Source organism: Hafnia sp. HMSC23F03 (assembly GCF_001816025.1).
Classification (GTDB): Bacteria; Pseudomonadota; Gammaproteobacteria; order Enterobacterales; family Enterobacteriaceae; genus Hafnia; species Hafnia paralvei.
Window position 1 is genome coordinate 82,535 of record NZ_KV824231.1, and the last position, 18,010, is coordinate 100,544.

Genomic DNA, 18,010 nt, shown 5'->3' on the forward strand with positions numbered 1-18,010 from the left:
TAAATCATTTTCGATACTGGTCAAAAGTTGTATGATCGCGCGCTTTGCAGATCCGCCCTGCGGACCTCCTGCTAGCTCCCTACGTGGCTTAAGAAACGCCAATAAGTTTGGGGATCAATCATCACGATAGCAGTGCTGCATTTTTTAATTTTTGTTTAAGGCGACATTATCATGCAATTACCAAGCTGCCCGAAGTGCAACTCTGAATACACCTACCAGGACAACGATATGTACATCTGCCCTGAGTGTGCCTATGAGTGGAATGACAGCGCTCCCGCAGAGGAAAGCGATGAGCTTGTCGTAAAGGATGCTAACGGCAACCTGCTGGTTGATGGCGACTCCGTCACCGTTATCAAAGATCTAAAAGTGAAAGGCAGTTCTTCTATGCTGAAAATCGGCACCAAAGTGAAGAACATCCGTTTGGTTGAAGGTGACCATAACATCGATTGCAAAATCGATGGTTTCGGTCAAATGAAGCTGAAATCTGAGTTCGTTAAAAAGAACTAAAATCGTCTCCGTTGCTGCTCATGGGCGTCAGCAGCAACGGAGCATCCTCCCGCCGATTTACGCGGGGTTAGGAATATCGATAAACTTCACGTCTAGCCCATGTTCGGTCGCTAACCACTCACCTAATGCACGAATTCCGCCACGCTCGGTCGCATGATGACCTGCCGCAAAGAAATGCAGCCCCATTTCACGCGCAATATGAATGGTTTTCTCTGAAACCTCACCGCTGATAAAGGCATCTACGCCAAACTCAGCCGCCTGTTCGATATAGCTCTGCCCCCCACCGGTACACCAAGCAACGCGACGGATCTCCTGCGGAGCATTATCACCGCTGTGCAATACGCTGTGCTGGAGCTTACGCTCCAAGCGACCAATGACTTCACCAGCGCTCATTGGTTGTTCAAATTCGCCATAGGGCAGCAACGGATCGATCAAGCCTAGCGGTTTGATTTTCATCACCCGCGCCAGCTGAGCGTTATTTCCCAGCTCCGGATGTGCATCCAACGGCAGATGATAGCCATACAGATTGATATCGTTGATTAACAGCGTTTTCAAACGATGACGGCGCATACCGCGCACCGTTGGGGCATCATTTTTCCAGAAATAACCGTGATGCACTAAAATGGCATCGGCCTGTTCCGCAACGGCCGCATCTAGCAACGCCTGACAGGCCGTTACTCCGGTGACCACTTTCTTGATCTCCTGACGGCCCTCAACCTGTAAACCGTTAGGTGCATAATCACGGAACTCATTGGCGCTCAGATGCCGATCGAGCAATTTTTCCAGTTCAATATTGTTCATAACGTCTATTCACGAATATTTGATTAAAGAATTAGAACTCAGCTTTATCGCCTTGTTGCATAAAGATAAAATTAACCCCGAGCGAATTTCCTTCGCTCAGCTGTTGTTGAATCAGCGCCTGTGGATCTCTCCCCGCCACCATCGTGGATTTTATATGGCTAACCACGACGGGAAAACCTTTGAGTGCACCTTCTCCACCGCTGTATTTCTCAAGATTCGTCAGCTCAGAAAGCAGCAGCTTAGGCGTTAAATGCCCAAAGAGTTTGTTGTCAGGCTGCTGATTATCGTAAGAGGTTTCGATAATCATGCCCTTGAGGGATTTTTGCTGAATCCGTGGTCCTAAAACCCGCCAAACAGCATCAAGGTTTTTAGACTTCTCCTGAGCATCCGCACCGGTATCACCAAAATAAGCGAACGATTCACCACGAGGTGAATGAATGAGCAGCATCGATGATACGGTTCCATCATGGCTTAGCGGATAGATGACGCCCCGCATCGACGTAGTCCCTAGCGTAAATATCTGCCCCACACGCGGTGCATTAATACGATAGGTTCCTAATCGCTCACCGTTGCCCGAATCACTAAAGTTTGGCCAACTTTTCCAGTTAAAATAGTGGTTATGCAGCGTATTGGCACTATCGGCTAAGCTATAAACCGTTTTTTTCTTGTCATCTGGGGAGCCAAGAACTAAACCAGACACATGATCGAGATGCGGATGGCTTATGAAATAAGCATTAATCTGCTCACGGAAAACGTAGCCCTGCGGAGTGAGCGGAGCCGCTTTTTCCGCCGTGACATCAGGGAAACTGCCTTTCTCAACGCCCTTAGCAATGCCAGTGAGCACGCTGCCTGCGTCCAATGCAATATAACGCGCATCGCCATCAGTGCGAATAAGGTAAGACGTTAAGTTATCGCCAGACGCTCCCCCTTGAGTTCCCAAGGCGACAACGTCAAAACCAGCCCAGGTAAATGCGGAATAACCCGCTAGCAACACCGCTATCAGTGTCTTTCGCATGTGGTATATGCTCCTTGCAGTGAAGCTGGAAATATCAGCCTGCGCGCCGCTTAGCGTCCTCAAAAGCCTGAAGAGTCTGCTTACGCGCCAGAGCGTGATCCACCAGCGGTTGAGGGTAGTCTAACACGCGGCATTGTTTCATCGCCCATTGATGCGGGTGATGGATATCACTGTCTGGCACATCCGCTAACTCAGGGATCCAGCGACGGATGAAATCGCCTTTTTTATCAAAGCGCTCCCCCTGAGTCGTGGGGTTAAAAATGCGAAAATAAGGTGCGGCATCCGTTCCCGACGAAGCGGCCCATTGCCATCCACCATTGTTGGCCGCCAGATCGCCGTCTATCAACTGCGACATAAAATAACACTCACCAGCTCGCCAATTAATCAACAGATCCTTAACCAAAAAACTGGCCACAATCATGCGCAGACGGTTATGCATCCAGCCGGTATGATTCAATTGCCGCATGGCGGCATCCACAATCGGATAACCCGTTTTTCCCTGTTGCCACGCCGTCAAGTGTTCAATATCACCGCCCCAACGGACATGATCGGTCCACGCGATAAACGGCTTATGACGGCACAACTTTGGATAAGCAACCAATAAATGACGATAAAACTCTCGCCAAACCAATTCATTGAGCCAAACAAAAGCACCGCTCTCTCTATCTTCCAACGTATCTGGGCACTCGGCTAACAAACGATTCAAGCACTGACGCGGTGACAAAACACCAACGGCTAGATAGGGGGAAAGAACACTGGTTCCATCAACAGCCGGAATATCTCGCTGCTGGGCGTAATCTTGAACATGCTCGCGACAAAAAACACGCAGTCGCTGTAACGCCGCCTCTTCCCCAGTTGGAAATAGCACAGAATCTAGGTCCTGCTGGGGATAATCAAACGGCTTGATTTCACTCATTTCACAGGCTTGATCTCTTGTTTTCGGCGCAGGTAAAGATCGCATATCCGAATGAGTCAAACGTTGCAAAAAAGCGTTACGAAAGGGAGTAAATACTTTGTACATCTCTCCGCTACCGGTCACAACGCTACCCGGCGGAAGTAATAAAGCATCATCAAATGAGTGAATCCCACAGGTTCCTGCTAACAGCTCAGCCACTGCATCATCGCGACGCCGCTCATTAAGCTCATACTGGCGGTTGTAAAATAGATCGGTCGCTTCGTTTTTTTGGCAGAAATCGACCAACCATTTAGCGCTGGCGGTGAAGTCAGTAGACTGATGATAAAACAGCGGAATATTTTTCCCTGCGAGCGCATGTACCAAACACTGCAGATTCTGATGAATAAACGCCGCCTGACGCGGCGCCATATCATGCTGCTTCCACTGTTCAGGCGTTGCGATATACACGGCAATCACCTTAGCCTGCGGATTTTGGCAGGCCGCATGCAGAGCTCGGTTATCGGTTATCCTCAAATCATTACGAAACCAGACAACATGTGTGGTAGTCATTACGTTTCCTTGCCGGTGTGTATCCAAAATAATCCGTGCAGCATTGAGATAAGCCTAATGCCCGTAACGCAGACGCAGCACTTCAGGATACGGATCAAAATAACGCTGCCCCGCAAGGTAGCTGTCAGGATATTCATTCAGATAGTGACGCAGAAGCGTAATCGGCGCTAATAAGGGCTGAGTACCTTGACGATAACGCAGGATTAAATCAGCCAGCTCCTGTCGCTGGCTGCTGGTAAGCTGGCGACGGAAGTAACCCTGAACGTGTTGTAAAACGTTGGTATGGTTGCGGCGCGAAGCTTTGTGCTTCAGCAACGCCATAAAGCGGTTACGGTATTCATACGCATATTCGTCTAAAGACGCCCACTGCTCCATGGCTGCAACAAAACGCCCCAGCTCACGATATTCAGGCTGTGAATGCGCCAGCAACGAGAGTTTATAACGGCTGTGGAAGGCAACCAGAGCCCCGCGCGTTAGCCCTTGTTGCCAAAGCTGGTTGAACTCATGCAGGGCATAAATACGCTCGACAAAATTCTCACGCAAATCGGGATCGTAGAGTCGCCCATCCTCTTCCACCGGTAGCCACGGCAGCCGTTCCATCAATTGCTGCGTAAAGATCCCCACCCCGCTTTTACGCGCATCGTGCTCGGTGTAAACCTTAACTCGCTCCATGCCACAGCTTGGTGATTTAGCACACACGATATATCCACACAGATGCTCAAGGCTGGCCACTTTCTGCTTTGAAAACTCACGCATTTTCTGCGTCACATCCCCTTCCCCATCACGGCTGTTGACCAAAGCCACATCCTCTCCCTGTTTAATCAAACGCAGAGTGGGTCTTGGCGAAGGTAAACCTATTGCCATCTCAGGGCAGATCGCTTCGAAGCGTACAAACGGCGCAAGTTCATCAACCGCAAAAGGCAGGCGTTTATGCCCACCATCGAAGCGAACATTCTCACCGAGTAAACAGGCGCTCACACCTACTGGAATTTTTTCTGACATCGCGCACCTCTGTTATCAATGTTTTATGGATTGTGCTCTTTCAGTGTAGGCGCTAGCAGAGATGAATTACACCAAGGAAAAGTAGGGATATGAACAATCAACGCTAAACCAAACAGAGAAAGTCTTTTGTCGATCCCAGATAACAAAAAACCACCTACGATGAGGTGGTTTTTTCACGTTAGAAGCTGACCTAGCTGTAATTAATAAAAATCAGCCGTTACCTGCTCAGACTGCGCCAGCCAGACTGGTTTGTCGCTGGTTTTTGACCAGACACGGTGTAGGTAGCTGTAAAAACGTGCGCGATCGCTACGGAATAACATGACCGGAAGAGCCAAAACACCGGCAATAACCACTCCACAACGACGCAGGAGAATTCGAGATAATGAATACTGTTGGTACATATACTCCTCCTTAAAACGTAGCTGTTTCCCTGAAGGAAGGTGAAGCAAACAAAAGCAGCGAACGTTATAAATTAAAATGTTTCGTAAACAGGCTAGCCTGTAATCTGAACAAAATATTACCTCAATCGCTGAAAGTTTACTACTCATCCGACCACTATATTTGATGTTTTTTTCGCCTTCATTGTTACCTCGTGTAATTTTGTTACCACATGGTTAAATATTAACTTAACATTAGTTATTTTATGGATACATTAAATTAACAAAAACTGAGAAAAATAGGCATCCAGCACTTCTTCGCTGAACAGTGACGATTCTATCAAGCACAACAGGCACACTTCATACCCATTAAATAAATACAGAACCAACCATGAAAAGCCTCTTAATACCCTAAGCTCTGCTCCCCCTAACCCCACAGCTAAATGCGTTAACCTTCTTTTCAGCTCAGGCTCATTGGTTTTTTCATTAAGTAAAAGTCGGCCTGAACTTGGAAACTGCCTTAATGGCAAGCATAGCGTTTTCCAAACCAGCGCCGCTTGCTCACTTTCATTGGCTTTCAGCCGATTCATCTGGCGATTAAACAGTAATGCCGAAAGCAATTGCGGCGTAGGCGCTCTGTCTAACATCAACTGCTGGGCTGTAGAATGAGATGAGGTACAAATAAATTTCTGAATTTCCTGCTGTTGAAGCGCAATTTGCGCCTGCTGTAGTAACGCATATAAAAAAGTATGTATCTGATAAACCGCCAGCATGACTTATCTCCTTTAGGTCTCAAACGGGCTGACGTCACCATAATGCGCGGAAAAAAGGCGTTCCACTGACTATCGTGAAATTTGCGAAAAGCATTCCACTCATTTTTTCTGATTACAGTGCGCTTGCAAAACGCCCAGATACAGACTGTTTTTTCATCATTTTTATACTTTTTTTACACCCCGCCCCGCCCTTTTTACGTTATTTATTTACTTGATTATCTAGGCTAAGCAGTATCAAAAATGCCTTGGGAGAGGTTGTATGAATATCGGGGTGATCGCCTGCGCCATACTCGTTGTATTGCTGCTGGCCTATCTAATCTACGCACTGTTTAACGCGGAGGAGTTCTAATGGCTGCTTCTGCGTTTCTGCTCATCGCCGTGTTTCTTGTGGTGCTTTTTGCCTTGGCGCTGCCTTTGGGACGCCTGTTAGCGCGTTTGATTGATGGCGAACCTTTTGTTGCGATGCGCCGTTTCGAAAATGGCCTATGGCGCTGCTGCGGGATCCTTCCGCAAGAAATGACGTGGTTACAGTATCTGTTAGCCGTCATGGCGTTTAACCTGCTCGGCCTATTCGTTCTGTTTATTCTGTTGATGACACAAGGCGTACTACCACTGAATCCACAGCACATGCAAGGGCTCTCTTGGGACCTAGCGCTGAATACCGCCGTGAGCTTCGTCACCAACACTAACTGGCAAGCATACAGCGGCGAAAACACACTCAGCTACTTTAGCCAAATGGCCGGTTTAAGCGTACAAAACTTTCTTTCCGCTGCGACAGGGATTGCCGTTGTATTTGCCCTTATCCGTGGTTTCGCGCGTCATTCAGCGACAACGCTAGGCAATGCTTGGGTTGATATATTCCGCATCACTGTTTATGTGCTGCTGCCAATCTCTATCATTGTTGCGTTATTTTTTGTCAGCCAAGGCGTACTGCAAAACCTGCACGGCTACCTAACAGTCCACACGCTTGAGGGAAGCACCCAGTTACTGCCTATGGGACCGGTTGCCTCACAAGAGGCCATAAAACTGATCGGCACCAACGGTGGCGGTTTCTTTGGCTCTAACTCATCTCATCCATTCGAAAACCCCACTGCACTCAGCAATATGGTTCAGATGCTGGCCATTTTCTTAATACCAGCAGCGCTCTGCTTTGCATTTGGACAGAGTGTGGGTGAAAACCGCCAAGGCCATACGCTGCTTTGGGCCATGAGCCTGATTTTTGTCGTTGCCGTGATCGTCGTGATGTACGCCGAATTGCAAGGGAATCCGCACTTATCAGCCTTAGGTGCAGACAGCAACTTCAATATGGAAGGTAAAGAGACTCGCTTCGGTATTTTGGCAACCGCGATGTATTCGGTAGTCACCACGGCAGCTTCGTGCGGCGCAGTTAATGCTATGCACGACTCCTTTACCGCTCTCGGTGGCATGGTGCCAATGTGGCTAATGCAGATCGGTGAAGTCGTCTTTGGCGGCGTCGGCTCAGGCCTTTATGGCATGCTTTTGTTCGTTCTCCTGACCGTCTTTATTGCGGGTTTGATGATTGGCCGTACACCGGAATACCTGGGTAAAAAAATCGAAGTTTTCGATATGAAGATGACCGCGGCTGCCATTTTGGTCACACCTGCGCTAGTGCTGATAGGTAGCGCGGTGGCATTGATGACCGATGCAGGACGGGCTGGCATTCTCAACCCCGGCGCGCACGGGTTTAGCGAGGTGCTTTACGCACTCTCCTCTGCCGCCAACAACAACGGTAGTGCTTTTGCTGGGTTAAGCGTCAACACACCGTTCTACAACGTACTGTTAGCCATTGCCATGTTCTTGGGTCGCTTTGGCGTCATCATTCCAGTTATGGCAATCGCAGGTTCTCTGGTAGCGAAAAAGCGCCAGCCGGCAGGTAACGGAACGCTTCCCACACAGGGAGCACTGTTCATCGGTTTGTTGGTAGGAACAATTTTGCTGGTCGGCGCACTGACGTTTATCCCGGCTCTGGCGTTAGGTCCGGTGGCTGAACACCTGCAAGTTTGGTTAACACGTTGAGAGATAAAATAATGACTCGTAAACAACGCGCGTTGTTCGAACCAAAACTGGTCCGTACCGCTATCAAAGATGCCTTTAAAAAATTAGATCCACGCATTCAGTGGCGCAATCCGGTGATGTTTGTGGTGTATTTGGGCAGCATTCTCACCACCATCATCTGGCTCTCTATTCTTATTGGGCAAAGCGAAGGCAGTGCCGCCTTTACCGGCAGCGTGGCTATTTGGCTTTGGTTTACCGTGCTGTTTGCCAACTTTGCCGAAGCACTGGCTGAAGGCCGCAGCAAAGCTCAGGCCGAAAGCTTGAAAGGTGTAAAAAAAACCAGTTGGGCGAAAAAGTTGGCTTCTAGCGAACACGACGCTGCGCAGGAAAAGGTTTCTGCCGATTCGTTGCGCAAAGGCGACATTGTGTTGGTTGAAGCAGGTGACACCATTCCATGCGATGGCGAAGTGATTGAAGGAGGGGCATCGGTCGATGAAAGCGCCATCACCGGTGAGTCTGCGCCTGTTATCCGCGAATCCGGCGGTGACTTCTCCTCTGTGACAGGCGGTACACGCATCCTATCTGACTGGCTGGTGATCCAATGCACGGTTAATCCAGGAGAGACATTCCTAGATCGCATGATTGCGATGGTTGAAGGCGCAAAACGCCGTAAAACTCCTAACGAAATAGCGCTCACCATTTTATTGATTGCTTTAACGTTGGTGTTCTTGCTGGCTACCGCGACGCTGTATCCGTTCTCCCTATTTAGCGCCGAAGCGAGTCAGGTTGGCGTTCCTGTGACGATCACCGTATTGGTGGCGCTGCTAGTCTGCTTAATTCCAACCACCATCGGCGGATTGCTATCAGCCATTGGCGTGGCAGGTATGAGCCGAATGCTAGGCGCTAACGTCATCGCCACCAGTGGGCGTGCGGTAGAAGCCGCCGGTGACGTGGATGTGTTGCTGCTGGACAAAACCGGCACGATTACGCTGGGTAACCGTCAAGCCACCGAATTTCTACCGGTACCCGGTGTAAGCGAAGAAGAGCTCGCCAGTGCAGCACAGTTGGCCTCTCTGGCCGATGAAACGCCTGAAGGCCGCAGCATCGTCGTTCTGGCCAAGCAACGCTTTAACTTACGTGAGCGCGATTTACATGCACTGGGCGCCACCTTTGTGCCCTTCTCTGCGCAAACCCGCATGAGCGGCGTAAACGTTCAGGGAAGAATGATCCGCAAAGGCTCGGTTGATGCTATTCGCCGCCACGTAGAATCCAATCAGGGGCAGTTCCCACGCGCCGTTGATGAACGCGTAGAAAGCGTGGCTCGCACCGGCGGTACGCCGCTGGTGGTGGCTGAAGATGGCCGCATTCTCGGCGTAGTCGCGCTGAAAGATATTGTGAAAGGCGGTATCAAAGAGCGCTTCTCTGAACTGCGCCGTATGGGGATCAAAACGGTGATGATCACCGGTGATAACCGTTTAACCGCCGCGGCTATCGCTGCGGAGGCGGGCGTCGATGACTTCTTGGCCGAAGCCACTCCCGAAGCCAAATTAGCCCTCATCCGCCAGTATCAAGCTGAGGGACGTTTGGTCGCCATGACCGGCGACGGCACCAACGATGCGCCAGCGCTGGCACAGGCTGATGTTGCGGTGGCAATGAACTCAGGGACTCAGGCGGCTAAAGAAGCCGGCAACATGGTTGATTTGGACTCCAACCCAACCAAACTGATTGAAGTGGTGCATATCGGTAAACAAATGCTGATGACGCGTGGCTCACTGACCACATTCAGTATTGCCAACGACGTAGCGAAGTATTTTGCCATTATTCCGGCAGCGTTCGCGGCTACCTATCCACAGTTAAATGCACTTAACGTTATGCATTTAACATCGCCAGCGTCTGCGATTATGTCAGCGGTTATTTTCAACGCCCTGATCATCGTATTCCTGATCCCGCTGGCGCTTAAAGGTGTGAGCTATAAACCCCTCAGCGCTAGCGCCCTGCTGCGCCGTAACCTGTGGGTTTACGGTGCGGGTGGATTACTGGTGCCATTCATCGGCATCAAGCTGATAGACATGCTGCTAACCGTCTGCGGTTTAGCTTAATACAGACTCGCTGATGCTAAGCGTTTAACAAATCAAGATACACGGGGATTTCACACCGAGGGGTACTCAGGCGGCGTTGCCACCGCGACCTCATCGATGTACTTCCCCCTAAAATCAGACTTCAGAAAGCGCGATTACGCTCTAAGGCTGTTTTAGCAAAGTCTATAATGTTAAGGAATCAATAATGTCTCTACTACGTCCATCCATCATGATGATGTTGATTTTAACCGCAATCACCGGGCTCGCTTATCCGTTGCTGACTACCGGTTTGGCTCAGGTGATGTTCAATTCGCAGGCTAACGGCTCCGTGATTGAACACGAAGGCGTTGCCGTCGGTTCCCGCTTGATTGGGCAAAACTTTACCCAAGCGAAATATTTTTGGGGGCGTCCATCAGCCACCGCTGACACCGCGTACAATCCACAGTCCTCTGGCGGCAGTAATCTGGCAGCATCTAATCCACTGTTGGATAAAAACCTGCAAGCACGTGCAGCATTGTTGCGTCAGGCTGATCCTCTAGCACCAGCCTCTATTCCTGTCGATCTCATGACCAGCTCAGGCAGCGGTTTAGATCCACATATCTCTCCACTGGCCGCCTATTATCAAGCAGAGCGCGTAGCTAAAGCGCGAGATCTGCCATTAGCCAGCGTTGAAAAATTAATTACTGTGAATACCAAACGCAGCATGCCGAATTTCATTGGCCAACCGGTTGTGAACGTGCTGGAACTGAATATGGCGCTGGATGCGTTATTACCCCACAATACCACTGGCAACCCATCGTAAGCCGCAAGTAAAAAGAGAATCACATGGTAGATGATGAAGAACTACGCCGCCCTGACCCTGATGCTTTATTGGCTCAGGTGTGTGAGAAACCTCGCGGCAAGCTGAAAGTCTTTTTCGGCGCCTGTGCTGGCGTGGGTAAAACCTACGCCATGCTACAAGAAGCGCAGCGTTTACGCGCCCAAGGGCTCGATGTATTGGTTGGCGTAGTGGAAACTCACGGACGCTCAGAAACGGCGGCTCAGCTTGACGGCTTAGAAGTTCTACCGCTCAAACGTATTCATCATCGCGGACGTCAGGTTCGAGAGTTTGCTCTCGATCAGGCGCTTGCCCGCCATCCTGCGCTCATCCTGATGGATGAGCTTGCACACAGCAATGCCGCGGGTTCTCGCCATCCTAAACGATGGCAAGATGTCGAAGAACTGTTGGACGCGGGCATTGACGTGCTGACCACGGTTAACGTTCAGCACTTAGAGAGCCTGAATGATATCGTGGGTTCCGTCACCGGTATTCGTGTGCGCGAAACCGTCCCTGACCGTATTTTCGATGACGCGAGTGAAATTGTTCTGGTCGATTTGCCCCCCGACGATTTACGCCAGCGTCTAAATGAAGGCAAAGTCTACATTCCCGGTCAGGCCGAACGCGCCATCGAACATTTTTTCCGCAAAGGCAATCTCATTGCGCTGCGTGAATTGGCACTGCGCCGCACCGCAGACCGCGTCGATGAACAGATGCGTGAATTTCGCAGTAGCCAAGATAAAGAGCGAGTTTGGCACACTCGTGATGCCATTCTGTTATGCATCGGACATCATGTTGATAACGATAAATTAGTGAGAACTGCATCAAGGCTAGCCGCTCGGCTTGGCTGTATCTGGCATGCGGTTTACGTGGAAACACCGCGCCTACATCGGCTGCCGGAAAATCAACGGCGCGCTATATTGCGTAGCGTTAAGCTTGCACAAGAACTTGGCGCAGAAACCACCACCCTATCCGATCCCAACGAAGAAAAAGCAATTCTGCGTTACGCACGTGAACATAATCTGGGGAAAATCATTATTGGCCGCCGCAATAAAAAGGAGTGGCGCTGGTGGTGGCATGAAAGCTTTGCTGACCGTCTGGCTAAGCTGGGGCCCGATTTAGATTTAATCATCGTTGCCGTAGAAGATAAACCGCGAACCACCAGCAAAGAGCAAGACGCACGCCCATTCAGTGAAAAATGGCGAGTACAAATTCGTGGCTGCCTCGTCGCTGTCGCGCTATGCGCGCTTATAACCTTACTCGCGAAGATCATTTTCCCAAGCTTTGATCAGGCCAATATCGTAATGGTCTATTTGCTGGGCGTGGTTGTCGTGGCGTTATTTTATGGTCGTTGGCCATCAGTACTTTCTGCTGTGGTTAGCGTCGCTAGTTTTGACCTGTTCTTTGTCATGCCACAGTGGTCGTTTGCGGTTAGCGATGTGCAGTATTTGGTTACCTTCGGCGTCATGTTAACGGTCGGGATCGTGATCGGTAATCTAACCGCAGGCGTTCGCTATCAGGCACGCGTTGCCCGCTACCGTGAGCTGCGCGCTCGCCATATGTACGAACTGTCGAAAGCACTCAGCAATGCTATCACCAATGAAGATATTGCTCGTAGTGGGAGCTACTTCCTTAATAGCAGTTTTAACGCTCGGACATCCGTACTCATTCCCAGTGATGACACCCCGCTCGTGCAAGTCACGCCACCACAGGAAGGCGTTGCTGGTGTTGATTTCGCCATCGCTCACTGGTGCTTTGACAAACAACAGCCTGCGGGGGCAGGCACCGATACGCTTCCTGGTGTCCCCTACCAGCTACTGCCTCTGAGCACAGCACAGCAAGCTTTTGGCGTTCTGGCCATTGAACCCATCAATCTGCGTCAGTTGATGGTGCCTGAACAACAGCGATTGCTGCAAACCTATGCGGTGATGATTGCCAGCGCACTTGAGCGTTTGCATCTGGCACAAACAGCGGCCAGCGCACGTCTGGACACCGAGCGAGAGCAGCTACGCAACTCATTATTGGCTGCGCTATCGCACGATTTACGTACGCCGCTCACCGTCCTGTTTGGACAGGCAGAGATTCTGACCTTAGATCTCGCTGCCGAGAAATCCCCTCACGCGCAACAGGCCAACCAAATACGCCAGCAAATACTCAACACCACCCGTTTGGTGAATAATCTGTTGGATATGGCACGCATCCAATCGGGCGGATTTAGCCTGCGCAAAGAGTGGCAATCGCTGGAGGAAATCGTCGGTAGCGCCGTTAATACGCTTGAGCCCATGTTAAGTTCGCATCCGCTGAACATTGATTTGCCGGCCGATCTGCCACTCGTTAACTGTGATGGTAACCTGATTGAACGCGTCATCCAGAATCTGCTGGAAAACGCCGGTAAATATGCCGGAATGGAGTCGCCATTAACCATCCGCGCGCAAGCCAGCGAGCATTGGCTCGAAGTCGAAATTGAAGATCGTGGCGCAGGTATCCCCTCGGAACAGCTCCAGCTTATCTTCAATAAATTCACCCGAGGTGATAAAGAATCAGCAATTCCCGGCGTCGGCTTGGGATTAGCCATCTGTCGTGCCATTATAGAAGTACACGGCGGGAAAATATGGGCAGAAAATATTGCGCAAGGCGGTGCATGTTTCCATTTCACATTACCGCTTGAGGCTCCCCCCGCTATCGAAGAAGAGTTTTAAAAGAGATAACGTGAATCAGACTCCGATAAATATCCTCATCGTTGAAGATGAAAAAGAGATCCGTCGTTTTGTCCGATCCGCATTGGAGAATGAGGGCTGGCGCGTTTTTGACGCGGATACCCTACAACGTGGTTTGATAGAAGCGGGCACCAGAAAGCCGGATTTAATCATTCTTGATCTGGGGCTGCCGGATGGTGACGGTCTCGATTTTATCCGAGACTTGCGCCAGTGGAGCTCAATTCCGGTCATCGTGCTTTCCGCCCGCGCCGAAGAGTCTGACAAAGTGCTGGCGTTGGATGCCGGTGCAGATGACTATCTCAGTAAACCCTTTGGCGTCGCTGAACTACTGGCCCGGGTACGAGTTTCGCTGCGCCGTCACGCGCAACAAAATCAGGAGAGTCCACTCATTCAATTCTCAGATATTGAAGTGGATTTGATTAACCGGCGCGTAACCCGCGCCGGAGAGGATTTGCATCTCACACCAATTGAATTTCGTCTGCTTACCGAGCTTATCGCAAACGCCGGAAAGGTACTGACTCAGCGCCAGTTGTTAAGCACGGTGTGGGGGCCCAATTATGTGGAACATAGCCACTATCTGCGTATTTATATGGGGCATTTACGGCAAAAACTGGAAGCCGAGCCTGCCCGCCCTAAACATTTACTCACCGAAACCGGCGTCGGCTATCGATTTATGCTGTAGCCGCATTTATTCAGCGGTTATTTCTGCTCGTCTTGATTCTCTCCGCGCTTGATGCCTTTTAACGTCATCATAAAAGCGCGGAATGCGTCGCGCAGATCGTCAAACAATGGATGTTTGCGGTTCTCCAGCAGTGACTCGGAAAACAGTTTTAACCCAACAGCAAAAGCCTTGGATTTATCGCCGGTAAATGGCAAATCATCGCGTGCGCCCAAACGCTCAACGATAGACAAAATCTCATCGTGGTTTTCAACTTCAAAGGTAATGGGCGCTTTATCAATCGGCTCGCCTTTGCGATCGGCGATAGGTTCAACGGTAATACGGTAACGGTATCCAGGCATCGTGTTTTTCTCTGATGATTATTTTTGATAATGATAACTTTTATCATATATAAATCTTCAGCGTTTTACATTTTGCGGCATAAAAAAAGCGCCGTTAAAACGGCGCTTAATGCAATCACTGTAAGGAACGTTTATTTGGCGCTGGCCAGCACGGCGCTCACAATATCTACAGCTTCTTTCTCGATACGCTGACGATGCTCTGCCCCCAAGAAGCTTTCACAATAAATTTTGTACGCTTCCTCAGTGCCAGATGGACGTGCAGCAAACCAGCCGTTATCAGTCATCACTTTCAAGCCACCGATAGAAGCATTGTTACCCGGTGCTTTGGTCAAACGCGCCGTAATAGGGTCACCCGCTAATTTGTCGGCTTTCACCATCTCAGGGGAGAGCTTGGACAGCGCGTCTTTCTGCGCATGCGTGGCCGGAGCCTGAATACGGTTATAACTTGGTGCACCAAACCGCTCAGCCAGCTTGTTGTAATGCTGCTGGGGGTTCTCACCCGTCACTGCAGTAATTTCAGCAGCTAGCAGACACATGATGATGCCATCTTTATCTGTTGACCAAGGCGTTCCATTGAAACGTAGGAAAGAGGCACCCGCGCTTTCTTCACCACCAAATCCAAAGCTACCGTCAAATAGACCATCAACAAACCATTTGAAGCCTACTGGCACTTCCACCAGCTTGCGGCCTAGATCGTTAACGACACGGTCAATCATGGCGCTGGATACCAGCGTTTTACCTACGGCGACATCAGCACCCCACTGTGGGCGATGCTGGAACAGATAATTGATAGCCACCGCTAAGTAGTGATTCGGGTTCATTAGCCCTGACGGGGTAACGATGCCGTGGCGATCGTAGTCGGGGTCGTTGGCAAACGCTAAATCAAACTGATCACGCAGCGCCAACAAGCCTGCCATCGCGCTTTCCGATGAGCAGTCCATACGGATCACACCGTCGTGGTCTAAGTGCATGAAGCGGAATGATGGATCAACGTGATCGTTCACTAATGTCAGATCGAGTTTGTAGTGCTCACCAATGCGCTGCCAATACTCAATGCCGGAACCGCCCAGTGGATCGACGCCTAAATGCAGACCGGAGCGTTGAATGGCAGGCATATCAACGATATCAACCAGACCTTCAATATATGGCTGTACTAGGTCTTTGGCATGCACCAAACCACTGTTCCACGCCGCATCTAATGTTTGACGCTTCACGCCCTGCAAATTGAGGCTCAGCAGTTCATTCGCTCGCTGCTCAATAACTTTAGTCAGATCGGTATCGGCTGGACCACCGTTTGGCGGATTGTATTTAATCCCACCATCCTCTGGCGGATTGTGCGAAGGAGTAATGACGATACCATCAGCCAGCGCTGCATTCTTGTTGCTGTTGTGGGTCAGGATCGCATGAGAAACCGCAGGCGTTGGCGTAAAACCATTATCCTGCTGCACCACTACGTCTACGCCGTTTGCGGTCAGAACTTCCAATACACTGATAAACGCAGGTTCAGAAAGCGCATGGGTATCTTTGCCTACGAAACATGGGCCTTCAACGCCATTCGCCTTACGCACTTCAGCAATCGCCTGCGCAATGGCTAAAATGTGTGCTTCATTGAAACTATGACGCTGCGCACTTCCACGATGGCCAGAAGTGCCGAATTTTACCGCATGAGACGTATTACCTGCTTCTGGCGTCAATACATAGTATTGAGAAACCAGTTGAGCCACGTTAATCAAATCGCTCTGCTGGGCTAGCTGCCCGGCACGGGGGTGATTTGCCATGGTCACTTCTCCCTACGCTTAAATTATTGAGTGCCTAAAGGGGCTGTTTAGCCTGATTCCCTTAGGCAATTCTGAAATCAGATAGTCCCGCAAACTTTTTCAATCAGTTCAGCGGGGAACTGCATAGCCTGCATGATGTGTTCAATCATGCTGCGCTTGCGGCCTGTGTTCGTGTTGGTGATCACCCAATAAGGCGTGCCAACAACGTGTTTAGGCTTAGTATGAGTGCCATTTTGCAGCAGCGTTTGCTGATCGCCGGCAAAATAAACACGGGTACGGCCATGCAGAGATTCGGTTGCAGCAGCAAATCCCTGATTATCAATGGAATATAGGGTTGAAAGTACCAGCATGAAGCGATTTACCGCTTTGTTTTGCTCGGCGTACTCATCGGAAAGCAGCAGCTCACGCATGGTACGGACGCGGTCTACCGGACGAGCAGTAACCACGGCAGTAGCGGGCGCAGTGGTTACCACCGGAGCCACAACCGGAGTCGTTGTCGTTTTATGTTCAGCAGAGACTTTCAGCAGGCGGCGCAATATGTCAGAAGCACTCTCACCGATACTTTGCGTATGGCTTGCAATGTAACGGTACAGCTCCTCGTCGACTTCAATAGTTTTCATCATTATCCAATACAGGTTTACGACTTAATCAGCAGGATTATAAAGTTAAACGTCTCATGCGGATAGCGTAAACCCAATGCTGTCGTAAATTCAGTGAGTTTTTTCCCAATGAGAGAGAAATAATATCCCTAAACTAGGGCTGATAACGCGCTAGGGCTAACAATCTTGATTAGTCGTGGTAACCTATTTGTTACAATATTCTTTTCGTAGCGATCGCTAGACGCATCGATTCAATAAACATAGACGCAACGATATGAAACTCAATTACCGCGAACACCTACCTTCTCAGCAGGCACAATTTCCACCGGCGCTTCTGATTCATGGCCTATTTGGCAGCCTTGATAATCTGGGCGTTTTGGGAAGAGACTTGCGTAACGACCGCCAAATTATTCAGGTCGATATGCGTAACCACGGTCACTCGCCGCGTTCTGAGCGCATGGACTATGCTGCGATGGCCGAAGATCTGCTAGAACTCATTGATGATTTGTCACTTCCACAGCTCGATGTGATCGGCCACTCGATGGGCGGTAAGGCAGCAATGACGCTTGCCGCGCTCGCCCCCGACCGTATTCGCCGCTTGGCGTTGCTGGACATCGCACCGGTCGATTACAAGGTTCGCCGCCATGACACCATTTTTACCGCCATCAACGCCGTCACCGACTCACAGGTAACGCGCCGCCAAGACGCCGCAGACATCATGCGTCACTATCTTCAGGAAGAAGGCGTTATACAGTTTTTACTGAAATCCTTTCAGGACGGAGCATGGCTATTTAACGTGCCTGTGCTTTGGGAGCAATACGAAAACATCGTTGGTTGGCAAGACGTTTCGCCTTATCAAGGCCCCGCCATGTTCATCAAAGGGGGGCTTTCCCCATACATTCAGGACAGCCATCGCGAAGCGATTGCGCGCCAGTTCCCCCATGCCCGCGCCCATGTCATCGCAGGCGTCGGGCACTGGCTACATGCAGAAAAACCCGAACTGGTGTTACGCACGCTGCATCGTTTTCTCGATTCAGATATCTAA

17 protein-coding genes are annotated in these 18,010 nt (G+C 50.2%); 8 read left to right on the plus strand and 9 right to left on the minus strand.

Annotated elements, in window-relative coordinates; translation table 11 throughout:
* The first annotated feature begins 171 nt into the window (after positions 1-171).
* On the plus strand, positions 172-507 hold the full coding sequence (locus HMPREF3091_RS12910) for a zinc ribbon domain-containing protein YjdM (protein WP_004096550.1): 336 nt from the start codon (positions 172-174) through the stop codon (positions 505-507).
* Between the two features lie 57 nt (positions 508-564).
* On the opposite strand, the gene HMPREF3091_RS12915 is transcribed toward HMPREF3091_RS12910, so the two are convergent.
* The 6 genes from HMPREF3091_RS12915 to HMPREF3091_RS12940 all read right to left on the minus strand — a co-directional run bounded on the left by HMPREF3091_RS12915 (position 565) and on the right by HMPREF3091_RS12940 (position 5,940).
* Positions 565-1,308, minus strand: a complete 744-nt coding sequence (locus tag HMPREF3091_RS12915; RefSeq protein ID WP_004096548.1) for a type 2 GTP cyclohydrolase I — start codon at positions 1,306-1,308, stop codon at positions 565-567.
* A gap of 31 nt (positions 1,309-1,339) precedes the next feature.
* Positions 1,340-2,323: a 3',5'-cyclic-nucleotide phosphodiesterase gene (locus HMPREF3091_RS12920; protein WP_070716289.1), complete on the minus strand. Its 984-nt coding sequence runs from the start codon at positions 2,321-2,323 to the stop codon at positions 1,340-1,342.
* A 34-nt stretch (positions 2,324-2,357) separates the two neighbouring features.
* Positions 2,358-3,788 (minus strand): deoxyribodipyrimidine photo-lyase, encoded by a 1,431-nt coding sequence (gene phrB, locus HMPREF3091_RS12925; RefSeq protein ID WP_070716290.1) that lies wholly within the window; start codon positions 3,786-3,788, stop codon positions 2,358-2,360.
* 54 nt (positions 3,789-3,842) lie between these two features.
* Positions 3,843-4,790, minus strand: coding sequence for a YbgA family protein (locus HMPREF3091_RS12930; RefSeq protein WP_004096538.1), 948 nt, complete (start codon positions 4,788-4,790; stop codon positions 3,843-3,845).
* A 200-nt stretch (positions 4,791-4,990) separates the two neighbouring features.
* Entirely contained in the window at positions 4,991-5,191 is a 201-nt protein-coding gene (locus HMPREF3091_RS12935; RefSeq protein ID WP_004096533.1) for a YbfA family protein, read from the minus strand.
* Positions 5,192-5,442: 251 nt separating this feature from the next.
* Positions 5,443-5,940 carry a hypothetical protein gene (locus HMPREF3091_RS12940; protein ID WP_070716293.1) on the minus strand — a complete coding sequence of 166 codons (498 nt, stop codon included), beginning with the start codon at positions 5,938-5,940 and terminating at the stop codon, positions 5,443-5,445.
* Between the two features lie 259 nt (positions 5,941-6,199).
* On the opposite strand from HMPREF3091_RS12940, the gene kdpF reads away from it, so the two are divergent.
* The 6 genes from kdpF (at position 6,200) to kdpE (ending at position 14,250) form a co-directional block, all read left to right on the plus strand.
* The gene (kdpF, locus tag HMPREF3091_RS12945; RefSeq protein ID WP_020303872.1) at positions 6,200-6,289 is read left to right on the plus strand and encodes a K(+)-transporting ATPase subunit F; all 90 of its coding nucleotides are present in this window, start codon (positions 6,200-6,202) and stop codon (positions 6,287-6,289) included.
* A complete protein-coding gene (gene kdpA, locus HMPREF3091_RS12950; RefSeq protein WP_070716294.1) occupies positions 6,289-7,977 on the plus strand; it encodes a potassium-transporting ATPase subunit KdpA in 1,689 nt (562 codons plus the stop codon). The genes kdpF and kdpA overlap by 1 nt, the downstream gene beginning before the upstream one ends.
* Before the next feature lie 11 nt (positions 7,978-7,988).
* Positions 7,989-10,055 carry a potassium-transporting ATPase subunit KdpB gene (gene kdpB / locus HMPREF3091_RS12955; protein WP_004096507.1) on the plus strand — a complete coding sequence of 689 codons (2,067 nt, stop codon included), beginning with the start codon at positions 7,989-7,991 and terminating at the stop codon, positions 10,053-10,055.
* 184 nt (positions 10,056-10,239) lie between these two features.
* Positions 10,240-10,836: a potassium-transporting ATPase subunit KdpC gene (kdpC, locus tag HMPREF3091_RS12960; RefSeq protein ID WP_070716296.1), complete on the plus strand. Its 597-nt coding sequence runs from the start codon at positions 10,240-10,242 to the stop codon at positions 10,834-10,836.
* 23 nt (positions 10,837-10,859) lie between these two features.
* Positions 10,860-13,550 (plus strand): two-component system sensor histidine kinase KdpD, encoded by a 2,691-nt coding sequence (gene kdpD, locus HMPREF3091_RS12965; RefSeq protein ID WP_070716297.1) that lies wholly within the window; start codon positions 10,860-10,862, stop codon positions 13,548-13,550.
* Positions 13,551-13,560: 10 nt separating this feature from the next.
* Positions 13,561-14,250 carry a two-component system response regulator KdpE gene (kdpE, locus tag HMPREF3091_RS12970; RefSeq protein ID WP_004096501.1) on the plus strand — a complete coding sequence of 230 codons (690 nt, stop codon included), beginning with the start codon at positions 13,561-13,563 and terminating at the stop codon, positions 14,248-14,250.
* A gap of 17 nt (positions 14,251-14,267) precedes the next feature.
* On the opposite strand, the gene HMPREF3091_RS12975 is transcribed toward kdpE, so the two are convergent.
* The 3 genes from HMPREF3091_RS12975 to seqA all read right to left on the minus strand — a co-directional run bounded on the left by HMPREF3091_RS12975 (position 14,268) and on the right by seqA (position 16,986).
* Entirely contained in the window at positions 14,268-14,588 is a 321-nt protein-coding gene (locus HMPREF3091_RS12975; protein WP_004096499.1) for a DUF3861 domain-containing protein, read from the minus strand.
* 131 nt (positions 14,589-14,719) lie between these two features.
* Positions 14,720-16,366 (minus strand): phosphoglucomutase (alpha-D-glucose-1,6-bisphosphate-dependent), encoded by a 1,647-nt coding sequence (gene pgm, locus HMPREF3091_RS12980; RefSeq protein ID WP_008812762.1) that lies wholly within the window; start codon positions 16,364-16,366, stop codon positions 14,720-14,722.
* Between the two features lie 77 nt (positions 16,367-16,443).
* Entirely contained in the window at positions 16,444-16,986 is a 543-nt protein-coding gene (gene seqA / locus HMPREF3091_RS12985; RefSeq protein WP_070716299.1) for a replication initiation negative regulator SeqA, read from the minus strand.
* Positions 16,987-17,239: 253 nt separating this feature from the next.
* Here seqA and ybfF point away from each other — a divergent pair, with 253 nt between their 5' ends.
* Positions 17,240-18,010, plus strand: coding sequence for an esterase (ybfF, locus tag HMPREF3091_RS12990; protein WP_070716300.1), 771 nt, complete (start codon positions 17,240-17,242; stop codon positions 18,008-18,010).